The organism is Pseudomonas sp. IPO3749 (assembly GCF_013386605.1).
Classification (GTDB): Bacteria; Pseudomonadota; Gammaproteobacteria; order Pseudomonadales; family Pseudomonadaceae; genus Aquipseudomonas; species Aquipseudomonas azotoformans_A.
Genome location: NZ_JACARN010000037.1, coordinates 45,275 through 61,120 on the forward strand (window position 1 = coordinate 45,275; position 15,846 = coordinate 61,120).

Below are 15,846 nucleotides of genomic sequence, written 5' to 3' on the forward strand. Positions count from 1 at the left end.
CATTCATGAACAAGGAGTTATGACATGCAATCGCGCCACTTGAAGTTGCTCGCCGCCGCTACATTGACCGCATGGTCCCTCACTGCCGGGCTGGCCCACGCCGCCGGCGTCCTGACCATCGGCTGCCGTGAAGACAGCACCACGTTCGACCCGATCAAAAGCGCACAAAACCGCGACACTTGGGTATTCGCCAACGTCTACGACACCCTGGTACGCGTCGACAACCTGGGCACCAAGATGGAACCGGGCCTGGCCGAAAGCTGGGACATTTCCAAGGATGGCCTGACCTACACCTTCAAACTGCGTGATGCGAAGTTCTCCGACGGCTCGGCGATCACCGCTGACGACGCCGCGTTCAGCCTGCTGCGCATCCGCGACAACAAGGCCTCGCTGTGGGCCGATCCGTTCAACTTGATCAACACGGCCAAGGCGGCTGATCCGAAAACCCTGGTGGTCACCCTGAAGACGCCGGCGGTAGCCTTCCTCTCGCAATTGGCGTCGCCAACGGTGTCGATCCTGTCGGAAAAAGCCATGACCAAAATGGGCGAAGACGCCTACTCGGAAAACCCGGTGACCTCCGGCGCGTTTACCGTGGACGAGTGGCGCAAGGGGGATCGAGTGATCCTCAAGAAGAACCCGAACTTCTGGCAGGCCAAGAACGTCAGCCTGGATGGCGTGGAGTGGGTCTCCGTGACCGACGACAACACGCGCATGCGCATGGTGCAGAACAACGAGTTGGACACGGCGATCTTTGTACCCTTCTCGCGGGTCGAAGAGCTGAAGAAAGACAAGAACGTGGTGATCCACGCCGACCCGTCCACCCGTGAGGATCACCTGCTGATCAACCACGAGCACGGCCTGCTGGCCAAGCCGGAGGTGCGTCAGGCGCTGGACATGGCCATCGACAAACAATCGCTGGTGAAGACCGCCACTTACGGTCAAGGCACCGTGGCTTATTCCTACATTCCAAAGGGCTCGCTCTACCACTACGCCAACAACCTGCAACGCCCGTACGATCCGACCGCCGCCAAGAAGTTGCTGGAGCAGGCCGGTGCCAAGGACTTGAAGCTCAACTACGTGGTCAACGCCGGCAACGAAGCCGACGAGCAGATTGCGGTGATCATCAAGGACCAACTGGCCAAGGTCGGTGTGACCGCCAACCTGCAAAAGGTCGACCCGACCCAGAGCTGGCAGATGCTGGTGGACGGTGAGTACGACATTTCGGTGATGTACTGGACCAACGACATCCTTGACCCGGACCAGAAGACCACCTTCGTGCTGGGCCACGACACCAACCAGAACTACATGACCCGCTACAAGAACGACAAGGTCAAGGCGCTGGTGGCACAGGCGCGCATCGAGGCGGACCCGGTCAAGCGCGAGCAGATGTATGTCGAGTTGCAGAAACTGGCGAAACAGGACGTGAACTGGATCGACTTGTACTACAGCCCGTACATCAACATCTCACGCAAGAATGTGAGCAACTTCCTGCAAAACCCGCTGGGGCGTTTCACCCTTGAGGAAGTGGTGAAAAACTAAGATCCAGAGAGCACTGCATACAACTGTGGGAGCGGGCTTGCTCGCGAAAGCGGTACATCAGTCAGTAATTTTTTGACTGACACTCCGCTTTCGCGAGCAAGCCCGCTCCCACATTTAGTTCTCTTGCGTACCTGTTATTGCGCGTCAAACGCCTGGCCGTTGATGCCGGCACTGTCCGGCCCCATCAGGTACAGGTACACCGGCATGATCTCTTCCGGAGCAGGCCGCTCCATCGGGTTTTCCCCCGGATACGCCTGGGCGCGCATGCTGGTGCGCGTGCCACCTGGGTTGATGCTGTTGGAGCGTACCGCGGCCACATCCTCAAGCTCATCGGCCAGGGTTTGCATCAAGCCCTCAGTCGCAAACTTCGACACGCCATAGGCGCCCCAGTAAGCCCGACCCTTGCGCCCAACGCTGCTGGAGGTGAACACCACCGACGCATCCTGGGACAGCTTGAGCAGCGGCAACAAAGTGCTGGTCAGCATGAACATCGCGTTGACGTTCACGTGCATCACCCGCATGAAATTCTCACCGGACAACTGCTCGATCGGCGTACGTGGGCCGATGATCGAGGCGTTGTGCAGCAGGCCGTCGAGGTGGCCGAATTCCTTTTCGATCATCGCGGCCAGCTCATCGTATTGATGGGGCAGGGCGGTCTCCAGGTTGAACGGGATCACCACCGGTTGCGGCTGGCCCGCGGCTTCGATTTCGTCATACACCTGGGCCAGGTTGGCTTCGGTCTTGCCCAGCAACAGCACGGTGGCGCCGTGGGCGGCGTAGGTTTTTGCCGCCGCGGCGCCTATCCCGCGACCGGCGCCGGTCACCAGGATCACCCGGCCTTTGAGCAGTTCTGGACGTGCAGAGTAATCAAACATAAACAACCTCGACAGAATTCACAGAAAATCCATGTGATTGATCGCAGCCAGGGCTTTTGTGGCGAGGGAGCTTGCTCCCGCTGGGGCGCGAAGCGGCCCCAAAAGATAGGCCTGCTGCGCAGGCCAACGGGAGCAAGCTCCCTCGCCACAAAGGCGCATCAGCCGCAAGTAGCCTTGATTAGCAACTGCACAGTGCGTTATCCAGCACCTTGCGCAGTTCCAGCGGGTGATCCACCACCACATCGGCGCCCCAGTGGCGCGGGTTGTCGTCCGGGTGGATATAGCCGTAGGTGACCGCTGCGGTGCGGGTGCCGGCGTCGCGGCCGGACTCGATATCGCGCAGGTCATCGCCCACGAACAGTACGCTGGCCGGGTCCAGGTCGAGCATCTTGCACGCCAGGATCATTGGCTCCGGGTCCGGCTTGCTGTTCTTCACATGATCGGGGCAGATCAGCAGCGCCGAGCGCTCGGCCAGGCCCAGTTGCTGCATGATCGGCTCGGCAAAACGCAGGGGTTTGTTGGTGACCACGCCCCAGACCAGCTTGGACTTCTCGATGTCTTCCAGCAGCTCGGCCATGCCGTCGAACAGTTTGCTGTGGACCGCGCACCCTTTGAGGTAGCGCTCGAGGAATTCCTGGCGCAGCTCCTCAAAGCCTGGGGATTCCGGGTCCATGGAAAAGGTCACGGCCACCATCGCCTTTGCACCGCCGGAAATTTCATCGCGGATGTGCTGGGGGTTGATCGGCGCCAGGTCGCGGTCGGCGCGCATGGCCTGGCAGATGGCGATAAAGTCCGGCGCGGTATCCAGCAGGGTACCGTCCATGTCGAAGAGAACCGCTCGCAACTTCACAGGCTCACTCCTCGCGCAGGGTCTGGATCATGTAGTTGACGTCAACGTCGTTGGCCAGCTTGTAGTGCTTGGTCAGCGGGTTGTAGGTCAGGCCGATGATGTCCTTGACGGTCAGCCCGGCCTGGCGGCTCCAGGCGCCCAGCTCGGACGGGCGGATGAATTTCTTGAAGTCATGGGTGCCGCGCGGCAGCAGCTTCATGATGTATTCGGCGCCGATGATCGCGAACAGGTAGGCCTTGGGGTTGCGGTTGATAGTGGAGAAGAACACCTGGCCGCCCGGCTTGACCATGCGGAAGCACGCGCGGATCACCGAGGACGGGTCCGGCACGTGTTCGAGCATTTCCAGGCAGGTGACCACGTCAAACTGCTCGGGCATCTCTTCGGCCAGGGCTTCGGCGGTGATCTGGCGGTATTCCACGCTCACGCCGGATTCCAGCTGATGCAACTGGGCCACGGCCAGCGGGGCTTCGCCCATGTCGATGCCCATCACGGTGGCGCCGCGCTGGGCCATGGCTTCGCTGAGGATGCCGCCGCCGCAGCCCACGTCCAGCACCTTTTTGCCGGCCAGGTTGACGCGCTCGTCAATCCAGTTGACCCGCAGCGGGTTGATGTCGTGCAGTGGCTTGAACTCGCTTTCGCGGTCCCACCAGCGGTGAGCCAGGGCTTCGAACTTGGCGATTTCGGCGTGGTCGACGTTGCTCATGGTGAATCCTCTAAATCTGATAAATCGTTGGGTCAGTCCTGAACCCAGGGGTTCAAAACCTTCGTTATTCGCTGTGCCCGCTGATGCGTTGGCCCCAGGCAATGGCCGTGGCGGTCAACTGTTGTTCATCCATGCGGGTCAATTGCCGGTCGTCGAGCAACTGCTTGCCGGCGACCCAAAGGTGTTTCACGCAATCGCGTCCGGTGGCATATATAAGCTGTGAGACCGGATCGTAGATCGGTTGTTGCGCCAGCCCCGACAGATCGAAGGCGACGATATCCGCCGCCTTGCCGACCTCCAGCGAGCCAATCTCGCTTTCCAGGCCCATGGCCCGTGCACCGTTGAGGGTGGCCATGCGCAGGGCGCGATGGGCATCCAGCGCGGTGGCCGAACCGGCGACGGCCTTGGCCAGCATCGCTGCGGTACGGGTTTCACCCAGCAGGTCGAGGTCATTGTTGCTGGCGGCGCCATCGGTGCCGATGGCAACGTTCACGCCAGCCTGCCACAGGCGCTCCACCGGGCAGAAGCCGCTGGCCAGTTTCAGGTTCGATTCCGGGCAGTGAATGATGCTGGTGTTGCTTTCTACCAGCAAAGCCAGGTCATCCTCGCTGATTTGGGTCATATGAACCGCCTGGAAGCGCGGCCCCAACAGCCCGAGGCGACCCAGGCGCGCTAATGGCCGTTCGCCGGTCTGCTCGACGGCTTGCTGCACTTCAAAGGCGGTTTCGTGAACGTGCATGTGGATGGCGGCGTCCAGCTCTTCGGCGATAACGCGGATTTTCTCCAGGTTGTCGTCGCACACGGTGTAGGGCGCGTGCGGGCCGAAGGTGATCTTGATGCGTGGGTGGTGCTTGAGGTCGCCGAACAGCTCGACGCCCTGGCGAATCGCTTCATCGGCGGTGCTGGCGCCGGGGATCGGGAAGTCCAGGATCGGGATCGCAATCTGCGCGCGCATGCCGCTGTTGTGCACGCAGTCACTGGCGACCTTGGGGTAGAAGTACATGTCGGAGAAACAGGTGATGCCGCCCTTGAGCTGTTCGGCGATGGCCAGGTCGGTGCCGTCGCGCACGAAGGCTTCATCAACCCACTTGGCCTCGGCGGGCCAGATATGTTTTTCCAGCCAGGTCATCAGCGGCAGGTCGTCGGCCAGGCCGCGAAACAGGCTCATCGCCGCATGCCCATGGGCGTTGATCAAGCCGGGGCTGAGCAGCATGCCGGGCAGTTCGCGCACTTCGTTGGACGAAAGCTTCAACGCTGCGGCCCGTGGGCCGATAAACGCGATGCACCCGTCGCGGATGCCCAGCCCGTGTTCCTTGAGCACCACTCCGGCCGGTTCGACAGGCACCAGCCAGGTTGGCAGCAACAATAAGTCGAGCGGGGCGGCAGTGGCGGTCATCGCAGGCTTCTTCCCAGGCAGCTATAAAAGAAGGACGAAGTATACCCGAGCGTCCTGGCTGGCGGATCGCTATAATCGGCGGCTTTGTTTATGAGTGCGGAGTAAGGGATGCGCGATCGACTGTTGGCAGCGGAGAAAGTGAAGGCCATCGATTGGCGTGATGGCGCGCTGTACCTGCTCGATCAGCGTGCCTTGCCGTCCCGGGAAAACTGGGTGGCCTGCGTGACGGTCGATGACGTGGCGGCCGCCATTCGTTCGATGGTGGTGCGCGGTGCGCCGGCCATTGGTATCAGCGCCGCGTATGGCCTGGTGCTGGCCGCCCGTGAGCGCATCGCCGAGGGTGGTGACTGGCAGGCTGCGTGGGAAGAAGACTACGCACTGCTGGCCGATGCCCGACCCACCGCGTCGAATTTGTTCTGGGCGTTGAAACGCATGCGCGACCGCCTGGACCGCGTCAAAAAGCACGCCGATTCGCTGGCGGTGCTGGAGGCAGAAGCCATCGCCATCCATGAAAGTGATCGCGAAGCCAATCTCACCATGGCCCAACTGGGCGTCGAGCTGATCCGCAAGCACCAGGGCAATGCCCAGGCCATCCTCACCCACGGCAACGCAGGCGCCCTGGCGACCGGCGGCGTGGGGACGGCGCTCGGGGTGATTCGTGCGGCGTACCTGGAAGGCATGGTCGAGCAGGTCTACGCCAATGAAACCCGGCCTTGGCTGCAAGGTTCGCGGCTGACCGCCTGGGAGCTGGCGGGCGAGGGCATCCCGGTGACGGTGAATGCCGATTCTGCAGGCGCGCACATCCTCAAGACCAAGGGCGTGACCTGGGTGATCGTCGGCGCCGATTGCATTGCTGCCAATGGCGATGTGATCAGCAAGATCGGCACCTACCAATTGGCGGTGTGTGCGATGCACCACGGTGTGCGTTTCATGGTGGTGGCGCCGAGTTCAACCCTGGACCTGATGATGGCCACGGGTGATGACGTCGCCCTGGAAGAGCGCGATACCGGCGAGTTGCTGGAAGTCGCCGGCCAGCGTTTTGCTGCGGATGTGAGCGCCTACAACCCGGTGTTCGACGTGACCCCGGCCGACCTGATCGACGTGATCGTGACCGAAAAAGGCGTGGTCGAACGGCCGGACACTGCCAAGCTGGCCAAGTTGATGTGCCGTAAGCGCCTGCATTAAGCCAATTCGTCTTCAAAATTGGGCTTGGATCCAGCTCTGAGCCCCTCTCGTCGCCCTCAAGCCTGTCATCCGTCAACTTACTATGCTCCATGCGCATCAGGGGGATAGGTGCGTGGCGGCGATTGTGATAACATCCGGCGGTTTCCAGGGTTGCCCCGAGGGGTGGCCTATAACGTGCAGATCCGTGTCATAACTCGTTGATTTGTCGTAAGTCGTTGTCAGGCACTCTGCCGGCAGCGGCGAGCTTCGTTCGTCCCATATGGATGTGACGAGGTTTCACCCGAAAAAGGAATCAGGCTTCTCATGGGCGAACTGGCCAAAGAAATCCTCCCGGTCAATATCGAAGACGAGCTGAAACAGTCCTACCTCGACTACGCGATGAGCGTAATTGTCGGTCGGGCACTGCCTGATGCGCGCGATGGCTTGAAGCCCGTGCACCGGCGTGTGCTGTTCGCGATGAGCGAGCTGGGTAACGACTGGAACAAGCCGTACAAGAAATCTGCCCGTGTTGTCGGTGACGTGATCGGTAAGTATCACCCCCACGGCGACACTGCGGTGTACGACACCATCGTTCGGATGGCCCAGCCGTTTTCCCTGCGCTACCTGTTGGTAGACGGTCAGGGCAACTTCGGTTCGGTCGACGGCGACAACGCCGCGGCCATGCGATACACCGAAGTGCGCATGACCAAGCTGGCGCACGAGCTGCTGGCCGACCTGCATAAAGAAACCGTGGACTGGGTGCCGAACTACGACGGCACCGAAATGATCCCGGCCGTCATGCCGACCAAGATCCCCAACCTGCTGGTCAACGGTTCCAGCGGTATCGCCGTGGGCATGGCGACCAACATCCCGCCGCACAACCTCGGTGAAGTCATCGACGGTTGCCTGGCCCTCATCGACAACCCTGAGCTGACCGTCGATGAGCTGATGCAATACATCCCCGGCCCGGACTTCCCGACCGCCGCGATCATCAACGGTCGCGCCGGCATCATCGAAGCCTACCGCACCGGTCGCGGCCGCATTTACATGCGCGCCCGCTCGATGATCGAAGACATCGACAAGGTCGGTGGCCGCCAGCAGATCGTTATCACTGAACTCCCGTACCAGCTGAACAAAGCGCGTCTGATCGAGAAGATCGCCGAGCTGGTTAAAGAGAAGAAGCTCGAAGGCATCACCGAGCTGCGCGACGAGTCCGACAAAGACGGTATGCGCGTGGTGATCGAGCTGCGTCGTGGCGAAGTGCCTGAGGTGATCCTCAACAACCTCTACGCCCAGACCCAGCTGCAAAGCGTGTTTGGTATCAACGTGGTTGCACTGATCGACGGCCGCCCGCGCATCCTGAACCTCAAGGATCTGCTGGAAGCCTTCGTTCGTCACCGTCGTGAAGTAGTGACCCGCCGTACCGTGTTCGAACTGCGCAAGGCCCGCGAACGCGGCCACATCCTGGAAGGCCAGGCGGTTGCGCTGTCGAACATCGACCCGGTCATTGCCCTGATCAAGGCCTCGCCAACCCCGTCGGAAGCCAAGGAAGCGCTGATCAGCACCCCTTGGGAATCCAGCGCCGTGGTGGCCATGGTTGAGCGTGCCGGCGCCGATTCGTGCCGTCCAGAGACCCTGGACCCGCAATACGGCCTGCGCGAAGGCAAGTACTTCCTGTCCCCGGAACAGGCCCAGGCCATCCTGGAACTGCGCCTGCACCGCCTGACCGGCCTGGAGCACGAGAAGCTGCTGGCCGAGTACCAGGAGATCCTCAACCAGATCGGCGAGTTGATCCGCATCCTCAGCAGCGCCGTGCGCCTGATGGAAGTGATCCGCGAAGAACTGGAAGTGATCCGCGCCGAATATGGCGACGTGCGCCGCACCGAGATCCTCGATGCCCGCCTCGACCTGACCCTGGGTGACATGATCCCGGAAGAAGAGCGTGTGGTGACCATCTCCCACGGTGGCTATGCCAAGACCCAGCCATTGGCGGCGTACCAGGCCCAGCGTCGTGGCGGTAAAGGTAAATCGGCTACCGGCGTGAAGGATGAGGACTACATCGCTCACCTGCTGGTCGCCAACAGCCACACCACGCTGCTGCTGTTCTCCAGCAAAGGCAAGGTGTACTGGCTGAAAACCTACGAAATCCCGGAAGCGTCCCGTGCCGCTCGTGGTCGTCCGCTGGTCAACCTGCTGCCGCTGGACAGTGATGAATACATCACCACCATGCTGCCGGTCGAGGAATACACCGAAGGTCACTTCATCTTCATGGCCACCGCCAAAGGCACTGTGAAGAAGACCCCGCTGGAATCCTTCAGCCGTCAGCGCAGCGTGGGCCTGATCGCCCTGGAGCTGGACGAAGGTGACGTACTGATCTCCGCTGCCATTACCGATGGCGAGCGTGAAGTCATGCTGTTCTCCGACGGCGGCAAGGTCACGCGCTTCAAGGAATCCGACGTTCGTGCCATGGGCCGTACCGCCCGCGGTGTACGCGGCATGCGCCTGCCGGAAGGGCAGAAGCTGATTTCGATGCTGATCCCGGAAGAAGGCAGCCAGATCCTCACCGCTTCCGAGCGTGGTTACGGCAAGCGTACGGCCATCAGCGAGTTCCCGGAGTACAAGCGTGGCGGCCAGGGCGTGATTGCCATGGTCAGCAACGACCGCAACGGCCGTCTGGTCGGCGCGGTGCAGGTGCTCGACGGCGAGGAAATCATGCTGATTTCCGACCAGGGCACCCTGGTACGTACCCGTGTGGCTGAAGTGTCGAGCCTGGGCCGTAACACACAGGGCGTGACCCTGATCAAGCTGGCCAAGGACGAAAAACTGGTTGGCCTGGAGCGTGTCCAGGAGCCGTCGGAAGTCGAAGGCGAAGAGCTGGAAGGTGAAGAGTTTGACGGCGAGGTGATCGCAGCCGGCGATGACAACGTCGACGAGCCGACCCTCGACGCTGCCGCAGACGAAGAAGAACCGCAGGAATAAGCGGACACACAGGGGGCGGATGAAGATTCGCCCCCTTGTTGTTTGTCCCTTCTGAAAGTATTGAAACACCCGTTTATTGCACCACCCCACCAGATCAGAGTGAGATTGGATGTGAGCAAGAGAGCCTATAACTTCTGTGCCGGTCCCGCGGCGCTTCCTGAAGCAGTCCTGCAGCGTGCGCAGGGTGAACTCCTCGACTGGCATGGAAAAGGCCTCTCCGTGATGGAAATGAGCCATCGCAGCGATGAGTTCGTGTCCATCGCCACCAAGGCCGAGCAGGACCTGCGCGACTTGCTGGACATCCCATCCAATTACAAAGTGCTGTTCCTGCAGGGCGGCGCCAGCCAGCAGTTCGCCCAGATCCCGCTGAACCTGCTGCCGGAAGACGGCACGGCTGACTATATCGACACGGGCATCTGGGGCCAGAAGGCCATTGAAGAGGCTTCCCGTTACGGTCACGTGAATGTCGCGGGTACCGCCAAGCCGTACGACTACTTCGCCATTCCCGGTCAGAACGAGTGGAAGCTGTCGAAGGACGCTGCCTACGTGCACTATGTCGCGAACGAAACCATCGGCGGCCTGGAGTTTGACTGGGTGCCGGAAGTCGGTGACGTGCCGCTGGTGTGCGACATGTCCTCGGACATCCTTTCGCGTCCTATCGATGTCTCCAAGTACGGCATGATCTACGCCGGCGCGCAGAAGAACATCGGCCCGAGCGGCATCCTGGTCAACATCATCCGCGAAGACCTGCTCGGTCGCGCCCGTTCGCTGTGCCCGACCATGCTCAACTACAAGGTCGCGGCCGATAACGGCTCGATGTACAACACGCCGCCGGCGTTTGCCTGGTACCTCTCCGGCCTGGTGTTCGAGTGGCTGAAAGAGCAGGGCGGTGTGGCCGCCATGGGCAAGCTCAACGAAGTGAAGAAGCGCACCCTGTACGACTTCATCGACGCCAGCGGCCTGTACAGCAACCCAATCAACCTCACCGACCGCTCGTGGATGAACGTACCGTTCCGCCTGGCTGACGACCGCCTGGACAAGCCGTTCCTGGCTGGTGCCGACGAGCGCGGCCTGCTCAACCTCAAGGGCCACCGCTCGGTGGGTGGCATGCGCGCCTCCATCTACAACGCCGTCGACATCCACGCGATCAACGCGTTGGTTGCCTACATGGCAGAGTTCGAAAAGGAACACGGCTAATGTCTGAGCAAGAACTCAAGGCCCTGCGCGTACGCATTGACAGCCTGGACGAGAAAGTCCTGGAGCTGATCAGTGAACGTGCGCGGTGCGCCCAGGAAGTGGCACGGGTGAAGATGGCGTCCCTGGCCGAAGGCGAAGTGCCGGTGTTCTACCGGCCCGAGCGCGAAGCCCAGGTGCTCAAGCGCGTGATGGAGCGCAACAAAGGCCCACTGGGTAATGAAGAGATGGCGCGGTTGTTCCGTGAAATCATGTCTTCTTGCCTGGCCCTGGAGCAGCCGCTGAAAGTGGCTTACCTCGGCCCCGAAGGTACCTTCACCCAGGCGGCGGCCATGAAGCACTTCGGCCACGCGGTGATCAGCAAGCCAATGGCGGCGATCGACGAAGTGTTCCGTGAAGTGGCGGCCGGTGCGGTGAATTTTGGCGTGGTGCCGGTGGAAAACTCCACCGAAGGCGCGGTCAACCACACGCTGGACAGCTTCCTTGAGCACGACATGGTGATCTGCGGCGAAGTCGAGCTGCGCATCCACCACCACCTGTTGGTGGGCGAGAACACCAAGACCGACAGCATCAGCCGTATCTACTCCCACGCCCAGTCCCTGGCCCAGTGCCGCAAGTGGCTGGACGCGCACTACCCGAATGTCGAGCGCGTGGCGGTCTCCAGCAATGCCGAGGCGGCCAAGCGCGTCAAGGGTGAGTGGAACTCGGCGGCCATCGCCGGTGATATGGCAGCGGGCCTGTATGGCCTGACGCGTCTGGCTGAGAAAATCGAGGATCGCCCGGACAACTCCACGCGCTTCCTGATGATCGGCAGCCAGGAAGTGCCGCCAACGGGCGACGACAAGACGTCCATCATCGTCTCCATGAGCAACAAGCCCGGCGCGCTGCATGAGCTGCTGGTGCCGTTCCACGATAACGGGATTGACCTGACGCGCATCGAGACTCGTCCTTCGCGCAGCGGTAAATGGACTTACGTGTTCTTTATCGACTTCATCGGCCACCACCGCGACCCACTGGTCAAAGGTGTGCTGGAGAAAATCAGTCAGGAAGCCGTGGCACTCAAGGTGCTGGGCTCTTACCCGAAAGCGGTTTTGTGAGGCTTTAACATGAGTGGCAACTTCCTCGCCCTGGCGCAGCCGGGCGTGCAACAACTGTCGCCTTACGTTCCGGGCAAGCCTGTGGACGAGTTGGCGCGTGAGTTGAACCTGGACCCGGCGAACATCGTCAAGCTGGCCAGTAACGAAAACCCGCTGGGCCCGAGCCCAAAAGTGTTGGCGGCGATTCGTGAAGAACTGGCTGAGCTGACCCGCTACCCCGATGGCAACGGCTTTGCCCTCAAGTCACTGCTGGCGGAAAAATGCCGGGTCGAGCTGAACCAGGTCACCCTGGGCAACGGCTCCAACGACATTCTTGAGCTGGTTGGCCGTGCATACTTGGCGCCGGGCTTGAACGCGGTTTTCAGTGAGCACGCGTTTGCGGTCTATCCGATCGTGACCCAGGCGGTCGGTGCTGATGCGCGCGTTGTTCCTGCGAAGGATTGGGGTCACGACCTGCCAGCCATGCTGGCGGCGATCGACGCCCAGACCCGCGTGGTGTTTATCGCCAACCCGAACAACCCGACCGGCACCTGGTTCGACGCGCAAGCGCTGAACGACTTCCTGCAAGACGTGCCGGAACACGTGCTGGTCGTGCTGGACGAGGCCTACATCGAATACGCCGAAGGCAGTGATTTGCCGAACGGCTTGGATTACCTGGCGGCGTACCCGAACCTGCTGGTCTCGCGTACGTTCTCCAAGGCGTATGGCCTGGCGTCGCTGCGGGTCGGCTATGGCCTGTCCACCGCCGTGGTGGCCGATGTGCTGAACCGTGTACGCCAGCCGTTCAACGTCAACAGCCTCGCCCTCGCGGCGGCGTGTGCGGCGGTGAAGGATGCCGAGTACCTGGAAGAAGGCCGTCGCATCAACGAAAGCGGCATGCTGCAACTGCAGGAAGGCTTCCGTGAACTGGGCCTGGGCTGGATCCCGTCCAAGGGTAACTTCATTTGTGTCGACCTCGGCCAAGAGGCTGCTCCGGTGTTCCAGGGGCTGTTGCGCGAAGGCGTGATCGTGCGTCCGACCGCCAACTACGGCATGCCGAACCACCTGCGTATCACCATCGGCCTGCCAGCAGAAAACGCCCGCTTCCTGGAGGCGCTGGCCAAGGTTCTGGCCCGTGGTTGATGTCACTGCATTGCAACCTGTTGTGCCTATGATCGGTCGCCTGGTGGTGGTCGGTCTGGGGTTGATCGGCGGCTCCTTCGCCAAAGGCCTGCGTGAAAGTGGGCTGTGTGGCGAAGTGGTCGGTGTGGACCTGGATCCGCAATCGCGCAAGTTGGCGGTTGAGTTGGGGGTGGTGGATCGTTGTGAGGCGGACCTGGCGCTCGCGTGCCAGGGCGCAGATGTGATCCAGCTGGCCGTCCCGATCCTGGCCATGGAGAAATTGCTCGCCGTGCTGGCGGGCATGGACCTGGGCCAGGCAATCCTGACAGATGTCGGCAGTGCCAAAGGCAATGTGGTGCGCGCGGCGCAACAGGCCTTTGGCGGCATGCCGCCGCGCTTCGTACCGGGCCATCCGATTGCCGGCTCCGAGCAGAGCGGGGTGGAGGCGTCCAATGCGCAGCTGTTCCGTCGCCATAAAGTCATCCTGACGCCGCTTGCGCAAACCGATCCGGCTGCGTTGGCGGTGGTGGATCGTTTGTGGCGTGAGCTGGGCGCGGATGTCGAGCATATGCAGGTCGAGCGCCATGACGAAGTGCTGGCCGCGACCAGTCATCTGCCGCACTTGCTCGCATTTGGCCTGGTGGACTCCCTGGCCAAGCGCAACGAAAACCTCGAGATTTTCCGTTACGCCGCCGGTGGCTTCCGTGATTTTACGCGGATTGCCGGCAGCGACCCGGTGATGTGGCACGACATCTTCCTCGCCAATCGCGAAGCGGTGTTGCGCACCCTGGACACCTTCCGTAGCGACCTCGACGCCTTGCGCGACGCGGTTGATGCTGGAGATGGCCATCAATTATTGGGCGTGTTCACCCGTGCGAGGGTGGCGCGTGAGCATTTCAGCAAGATCCTGGCGCGCCGCGCCTACATGGAAACCGCTGTGAACGCTGATGAGTTGACCTTCCTCGCCGAACCGGGTGGCCGCTTGAGCGGAAGCATTCGGGTGCCGGGCGATAAGTCGATCTCCCATCGGTCGATCATGCTGGGTTCGTTGGCTGAGGGTGTGACTGAGGTCGAAGGTTTCCTTGAGGGCGAAGATGCCCTGGCGACCTTGCAGGCGTTTCGCGACATGGGTGTGGTGATTGAAGGCCCGCACCATGGGCGCGTGACCATTCATGGCGTGGGGCTGCATGGCCTGAAGCCGGCGCCGGGGCCGATTTACCTGGGTAACTCCGGTACTTCCATGCGTTTGCTGTCCGGGTTGCTGGCGGCGCAGAGCTTTGACAGTGTGCTGACCGGCGATGCGTCCTTGTCCAAGCGCCCGATGAGTCGTGTAGCCAAGCCGCTGCGGGAAATGGGAGCGGTGATCGAGACGGGGCCGGAAGGGCGTCCGCCGCTGAACATTCGCGGTGGCCAGTCGTTGAAAGGCCTGGCTTATGCGATGCCGATGGCCAGTGCCCAGGTCAAATCCTGCCTGTTGTTGGCTGGGTTGTACGCTGAAGGTAAAACCGCGGTGACCGAGCCTGCGCCGACCCGTGACCATACCGAGCGCATGTTGCGTGGCTTTGGTTATCCGGTGGCGGTGGAGGGAGCGACGGCGTCGGTGGAGTCCGGTCATGCGCTGACGGCTGCCCATATAGAAGTGCCGGGGGATATTTCCTCTTCAGCGTTTTTCCTGGTAGCGGCTTCTATTGCTGAAGGTTCTGAGCTGCTGCTTGAGCATGTGGGTGTCAATCCGACGCGCACCGGCGTGATCGATATCCTGCGACTGATGGGGGCGGATATCACCCTGGAAAACCGGCGTGAGGTGGGTGGAGAGCCTGTCGCGGATCTGCGCGTACGAGCGGCACCGCTGAAGGGTATCGAGATTCCCGAGGCGCTGGTGCCGTTGGCGATCGATGAGTTTCCGGTGTTGTTCGTCGCGGCGGCCTGTGCCGAGGGACGAACGGTGTTGCGTGGCGCTTCAGAGCTGCGCTTAAAGGAGTCCGACCGTATCCAGGTCATGGCCGACGGTCTGCTGGCGTTGGGCGTGAAGTGTGAACCGACCCCTGATGGGATTATCATTGAGGGTGGCCCGATGGGCGGTGGCGACGTGCATGCCCATGGCGATCACCGCATTGCCATGGCCTTCAGCGTGGCTTCCCTACGGGCGGCTGCGCCGATTCGTATCCGTGACTGCGCCAATGTTGCTACGTCTTTTCCGAATTTTCTTACACTGTGTGCCCACGTCGGCATCCGTGTTGCCCAAGAGGCTCAATTGTGAATATCAAAGCACCGGTGATTACCATCGACGGGCCAAGCGGCTCGGGCAAAGGCACGATCGCCGGCATCCTGGCCAAGCGCCTGGGCTGGTGCCTGCTGGATTCCGGCGCGCTGTACCGCCTGCTGGCATTTGCCGCACGCAACCATGGCGTCGACCTGGCCAACGAAGAATCCCTGAAACTGTTGGCGGCGCACCTTGATGTGCAGTTTGTCGGCGCGACGGAAGGTCATCCCCAGCGCATCATCCTCGAAGGGGACGATGTGACCGATGACCTGCGCAACGAGCAGGTCGGCTCCTGGGCTTCCCAGGTTGCCGCGTTGCCGGCCGTGCGTGATGCGCTGCTGCAGCGTCAGCGGGCTTTTCAGGAGCCGCCGGGCCTGGTGGCCGATGGTCGTGATATGGGCACCGTGGTGTTTCCCGAGGCGCCTCTGAAGATTTTCCTGACCGCCAGCGCCGAGGAACGGGCTCGCCGCCGCTACTTGCAGTTGAAGGGCAAAGTCGATGGTGTTAGTCTGTCGAGTCTGCTAGATGAGATCCGTGCACGCGATGAGCGTGATACCCAGCGCGCAGTAGCCCCGCTCAAGCCGGCGGCTGATGCCATACAGCTGGATTCCACGGAGTTGTCCATCGAGCAGGTGCTGGAACGCATCTTGAGTGAAATCGCCATTCGCGATATCGCCGGGTGATC

General features: G+C 61.6%; 12 protein-coding genes. 8 read left to right on the forward strand and 4 right to left on the reverse strand.

Going from position 1 to position 15,846, the window contains the following annotated elements; genetic code table 11:
* Window positions 1-24: 24 nt before the first annotated feature.
* The gene (locus HX812_RS15375; protein WP_038850386.1) at window positions 25-1,539 is read left to right on the forward strand and encodes an ABC transporter substrate-binding protein; all 1,515 of its coding nucleotides are present in this window, start codon (window positions 25-27) and stop codon (window positions 1,537-1,539) included.
* Between the two features lie 134 nt (window positions 1,540-1,673).
* Here the strand turns inward: HX812_RS15375 and HX812_RS15380 are convergent, their stop codons facing one another.
* The 4 genes from HX812_RS15380 to HX812_RS15395 all read right to left on the reverse strand — a co-directional run bounded on the left by HX812_RS15380 (window position 1,674) and on the right by HX812_RS15395 (window position 5,363).
* Window positions 1,674-2,414 carry a YciK family oxidoreductase gene (locus tag HX812_RS15380; RefSeq protein WP_016975315.1) on the reverse strand — a complete coding sequence of 247 codons (741 nt, stop codon included), beginning with the start codon at window positions 2,412-2,414 and terminating at the stop codon, window positions 1,674-1,676.
* 178 nt (window positions 2,415-2,592) lie between these two features.
* The gene (gene mupP / locus HX812_RS15385; protein WP_033902529.1) at window positions 2,593-3,264 is read right to left on the reverse strand and encodes an N-acetylmuramic acid 6-phosphate phosphatase MupP; all 672 of its coding nucleotides are present in this window, start codon (window positions 3,262-3,264) and stop codon (window positions 2,593-2,595) included.
* A 4-nt stretch (window positions 3,265-3,268) separates the two neighbouring features.
* Entirely contained in the window at window positions 3,269-3,967 is a 699-nt protein-coding gene (gene ubiG, locus HX812_RS15390) for a bifunctional 2-polyprenyl-6-hydroxyphenol methylase/3-demethylubiquinol 3-O-methyltransferase UbiG (protein ID WP_003189760.1), read from the reverse strand.
* A 64-nt stretch (window positions 3,968-4,031) separates the two neighbouring features.
* Window positions 4,032-5,363 (reverse strand): TRZ/ATZ family hydrolase, encoded by a 1,332-nt coding sequence (locus HX812_RS15395; protein WP_038844471.1) that lies wholly within the window; start codon window positions 5,361-5,363, stop codon window positions 4,032-4,034.
* Between the two features lie 108 nt (window positions 5,364-5,471).
* On the opposite strand from HX812_RS15395, the gene mtnA reads away from it, so the two are divergent.
* The 7 genes from mtnA to cmk all read left to right on the forward strand — a co-directional run bounded on the left by mtnA (window position 5,472) and on the right by cmk (window position 15,844).
* A complete protein-coding gene (mtnA, locus tag HX812_RS15400; protein WP_038844472.1) occupies window positions 5,472-6,548 on the forward strand; it encodes an S-methyl-5-thioribose-1-phosphate isomerase in 1,077 nt (358 codons plus the stop codon).
* 303 nt (window positions 6,549-6,851) lie between these two features.
* Window positions 6,852-9,506 carry a DNA gyrase subunit A gene (gene gyrA / locus HX812_RS15405; protein WP_005786294.1) on the forward strand — a complete coding sequence of 885 codons (2,655 nt, stop codon included), beginning with the start codon at window positions 6,852-6,854 and terminating at the stop codon, window positions 9,504-9,506.
* Between the two features lie 111 nt (window positions 9,507-9,617).
* Window positions 9,618-10,703: a 3-phosphoserine/phosphohydroxythreonine transaminase gene (gene serC / locus HX812_RS15410; RefSeq protein WP_016975319.1), complete on the forward strand. Its 1,086-nt coding sequence runs from the start codon at window positions 9,618-9,620 to the stop codon at window positions 10,701-10,703.
* The gene (pheA, locus tag HX812_RS15415; RefSeq protein ID WP_003172650.1) at window positions 10,703-11,797 is read left to right on the forward strand and encodes a prephenate dehydratase; all 1,095 of its coding nucleotides are present in this window, start codon (window positions 10,703-10,705) and stop codon (window positions 11,795-11,797) included. The genes serC and pheA overlap by 1 nt, the downstream gene beginning before the upstream one ends.
* Window positions 11,798-11,806: 9 nt before the next feature.
* Complete coding sequence (hisC, locus tag HX812_RS15420; protein WP_038844476.1) at window positions 11,807-12,919, forward strand: histidinol-phosphate transaminase; 1,113 nt, start codon at window positions 11,807-11,809, stop codon at window positions 12,917-12,919.
* A gap of 28 nt (window positions 12,920-12,947) precedes the next feature.
* Complete coding sequence (locus HX812_RS15425) at window positions 12,948-15,158, forward strand: bifunctional prephenate dehydrogenase/3-phosphoshikimate 1-carboxyvinyltransferase (protein WP_038844478.1); 2,211 nt, start codon at window positions 12,948-12,950, stop codon at window positions 15,156-15,158.
* Window positions 15,155-15,844: a (d)CMP kinase gene (cmk, locus tag HX812_RS15430; RefSeq protein ID WP_038844480.1), complete on the forward strand. Its 690-nt coding sequence runs from the start codon at window positions 15,155-15,157 to the stop codon at window positions 15,842-15,844. The genes HX812_RS15425 and cmk overlap by 4 nt, the downstream gene beginning before the upstream one ends.
* The last annotated feature ends 2 nt before the right edge of the window (window positions 15,845-15,846 follow it).

Coding starts and splice junctions, on each gene's coding strand:
- HX812_RS15375 (WP_038850386.1), top strand. CDS start 25: ATGCAATCGCGCCACTTGAAGTTGCTCGCCGCCGCTACATTGACCGCA.
- HX812_RS15380 (WP_016975315.1), bottom strand. CDS start 2,414: ATGTTTGATTACTCTGCACGTCCAGAACTGCTCAAAGGCCGGGTGATC.
- ubiG (WP_003189760.1), bottom strand. CDS start 3,967: ATGAGCAACGTCGACCACGCCGAAATCGCCAAGTTCGAAGCCCTGGCT.
- HX812_RS15395 (WP_038844471.1), bottom strand. CDS start 5,363: ATGACCGCCACTGCCGCCCCGCTCGACTTATTGTTGCTGCCAACCTGG.
- mtnA (WP_038844472.1), top strand. CDS start 5,472: ATGCGCGATCGACTGTTGGCAGCGGAGAAAGTGAAGGCCATCGATTGG.
- gyrA (WP_005786294.1), top strand. CDS start 6,852: ATGGGCGAACTGGCCAAAGAAATCCTCCCGGTCAATATCGAAGACGAG.
- pheA (WP_003172650.1), top strand. CDS start 10,703: ATGTCTGAGCAAGAACTCAAGGCCCTGCGCGTACGCATTGACAGCCTG.
- hisC (WP_038844476.1), top strand. CDS start 11,807: ATGAGTGGCAACTTCCTCGCCCTGGCGCAGCCGGGCGTGCAACAACTG.
- HX812_RS15425 (WP_038844478.1), top strand. CDS start 12,948: ATGATCGGTCGCCTGGTGGTGGTCGGTCTGGGGTTGATCGGCGGCTCC.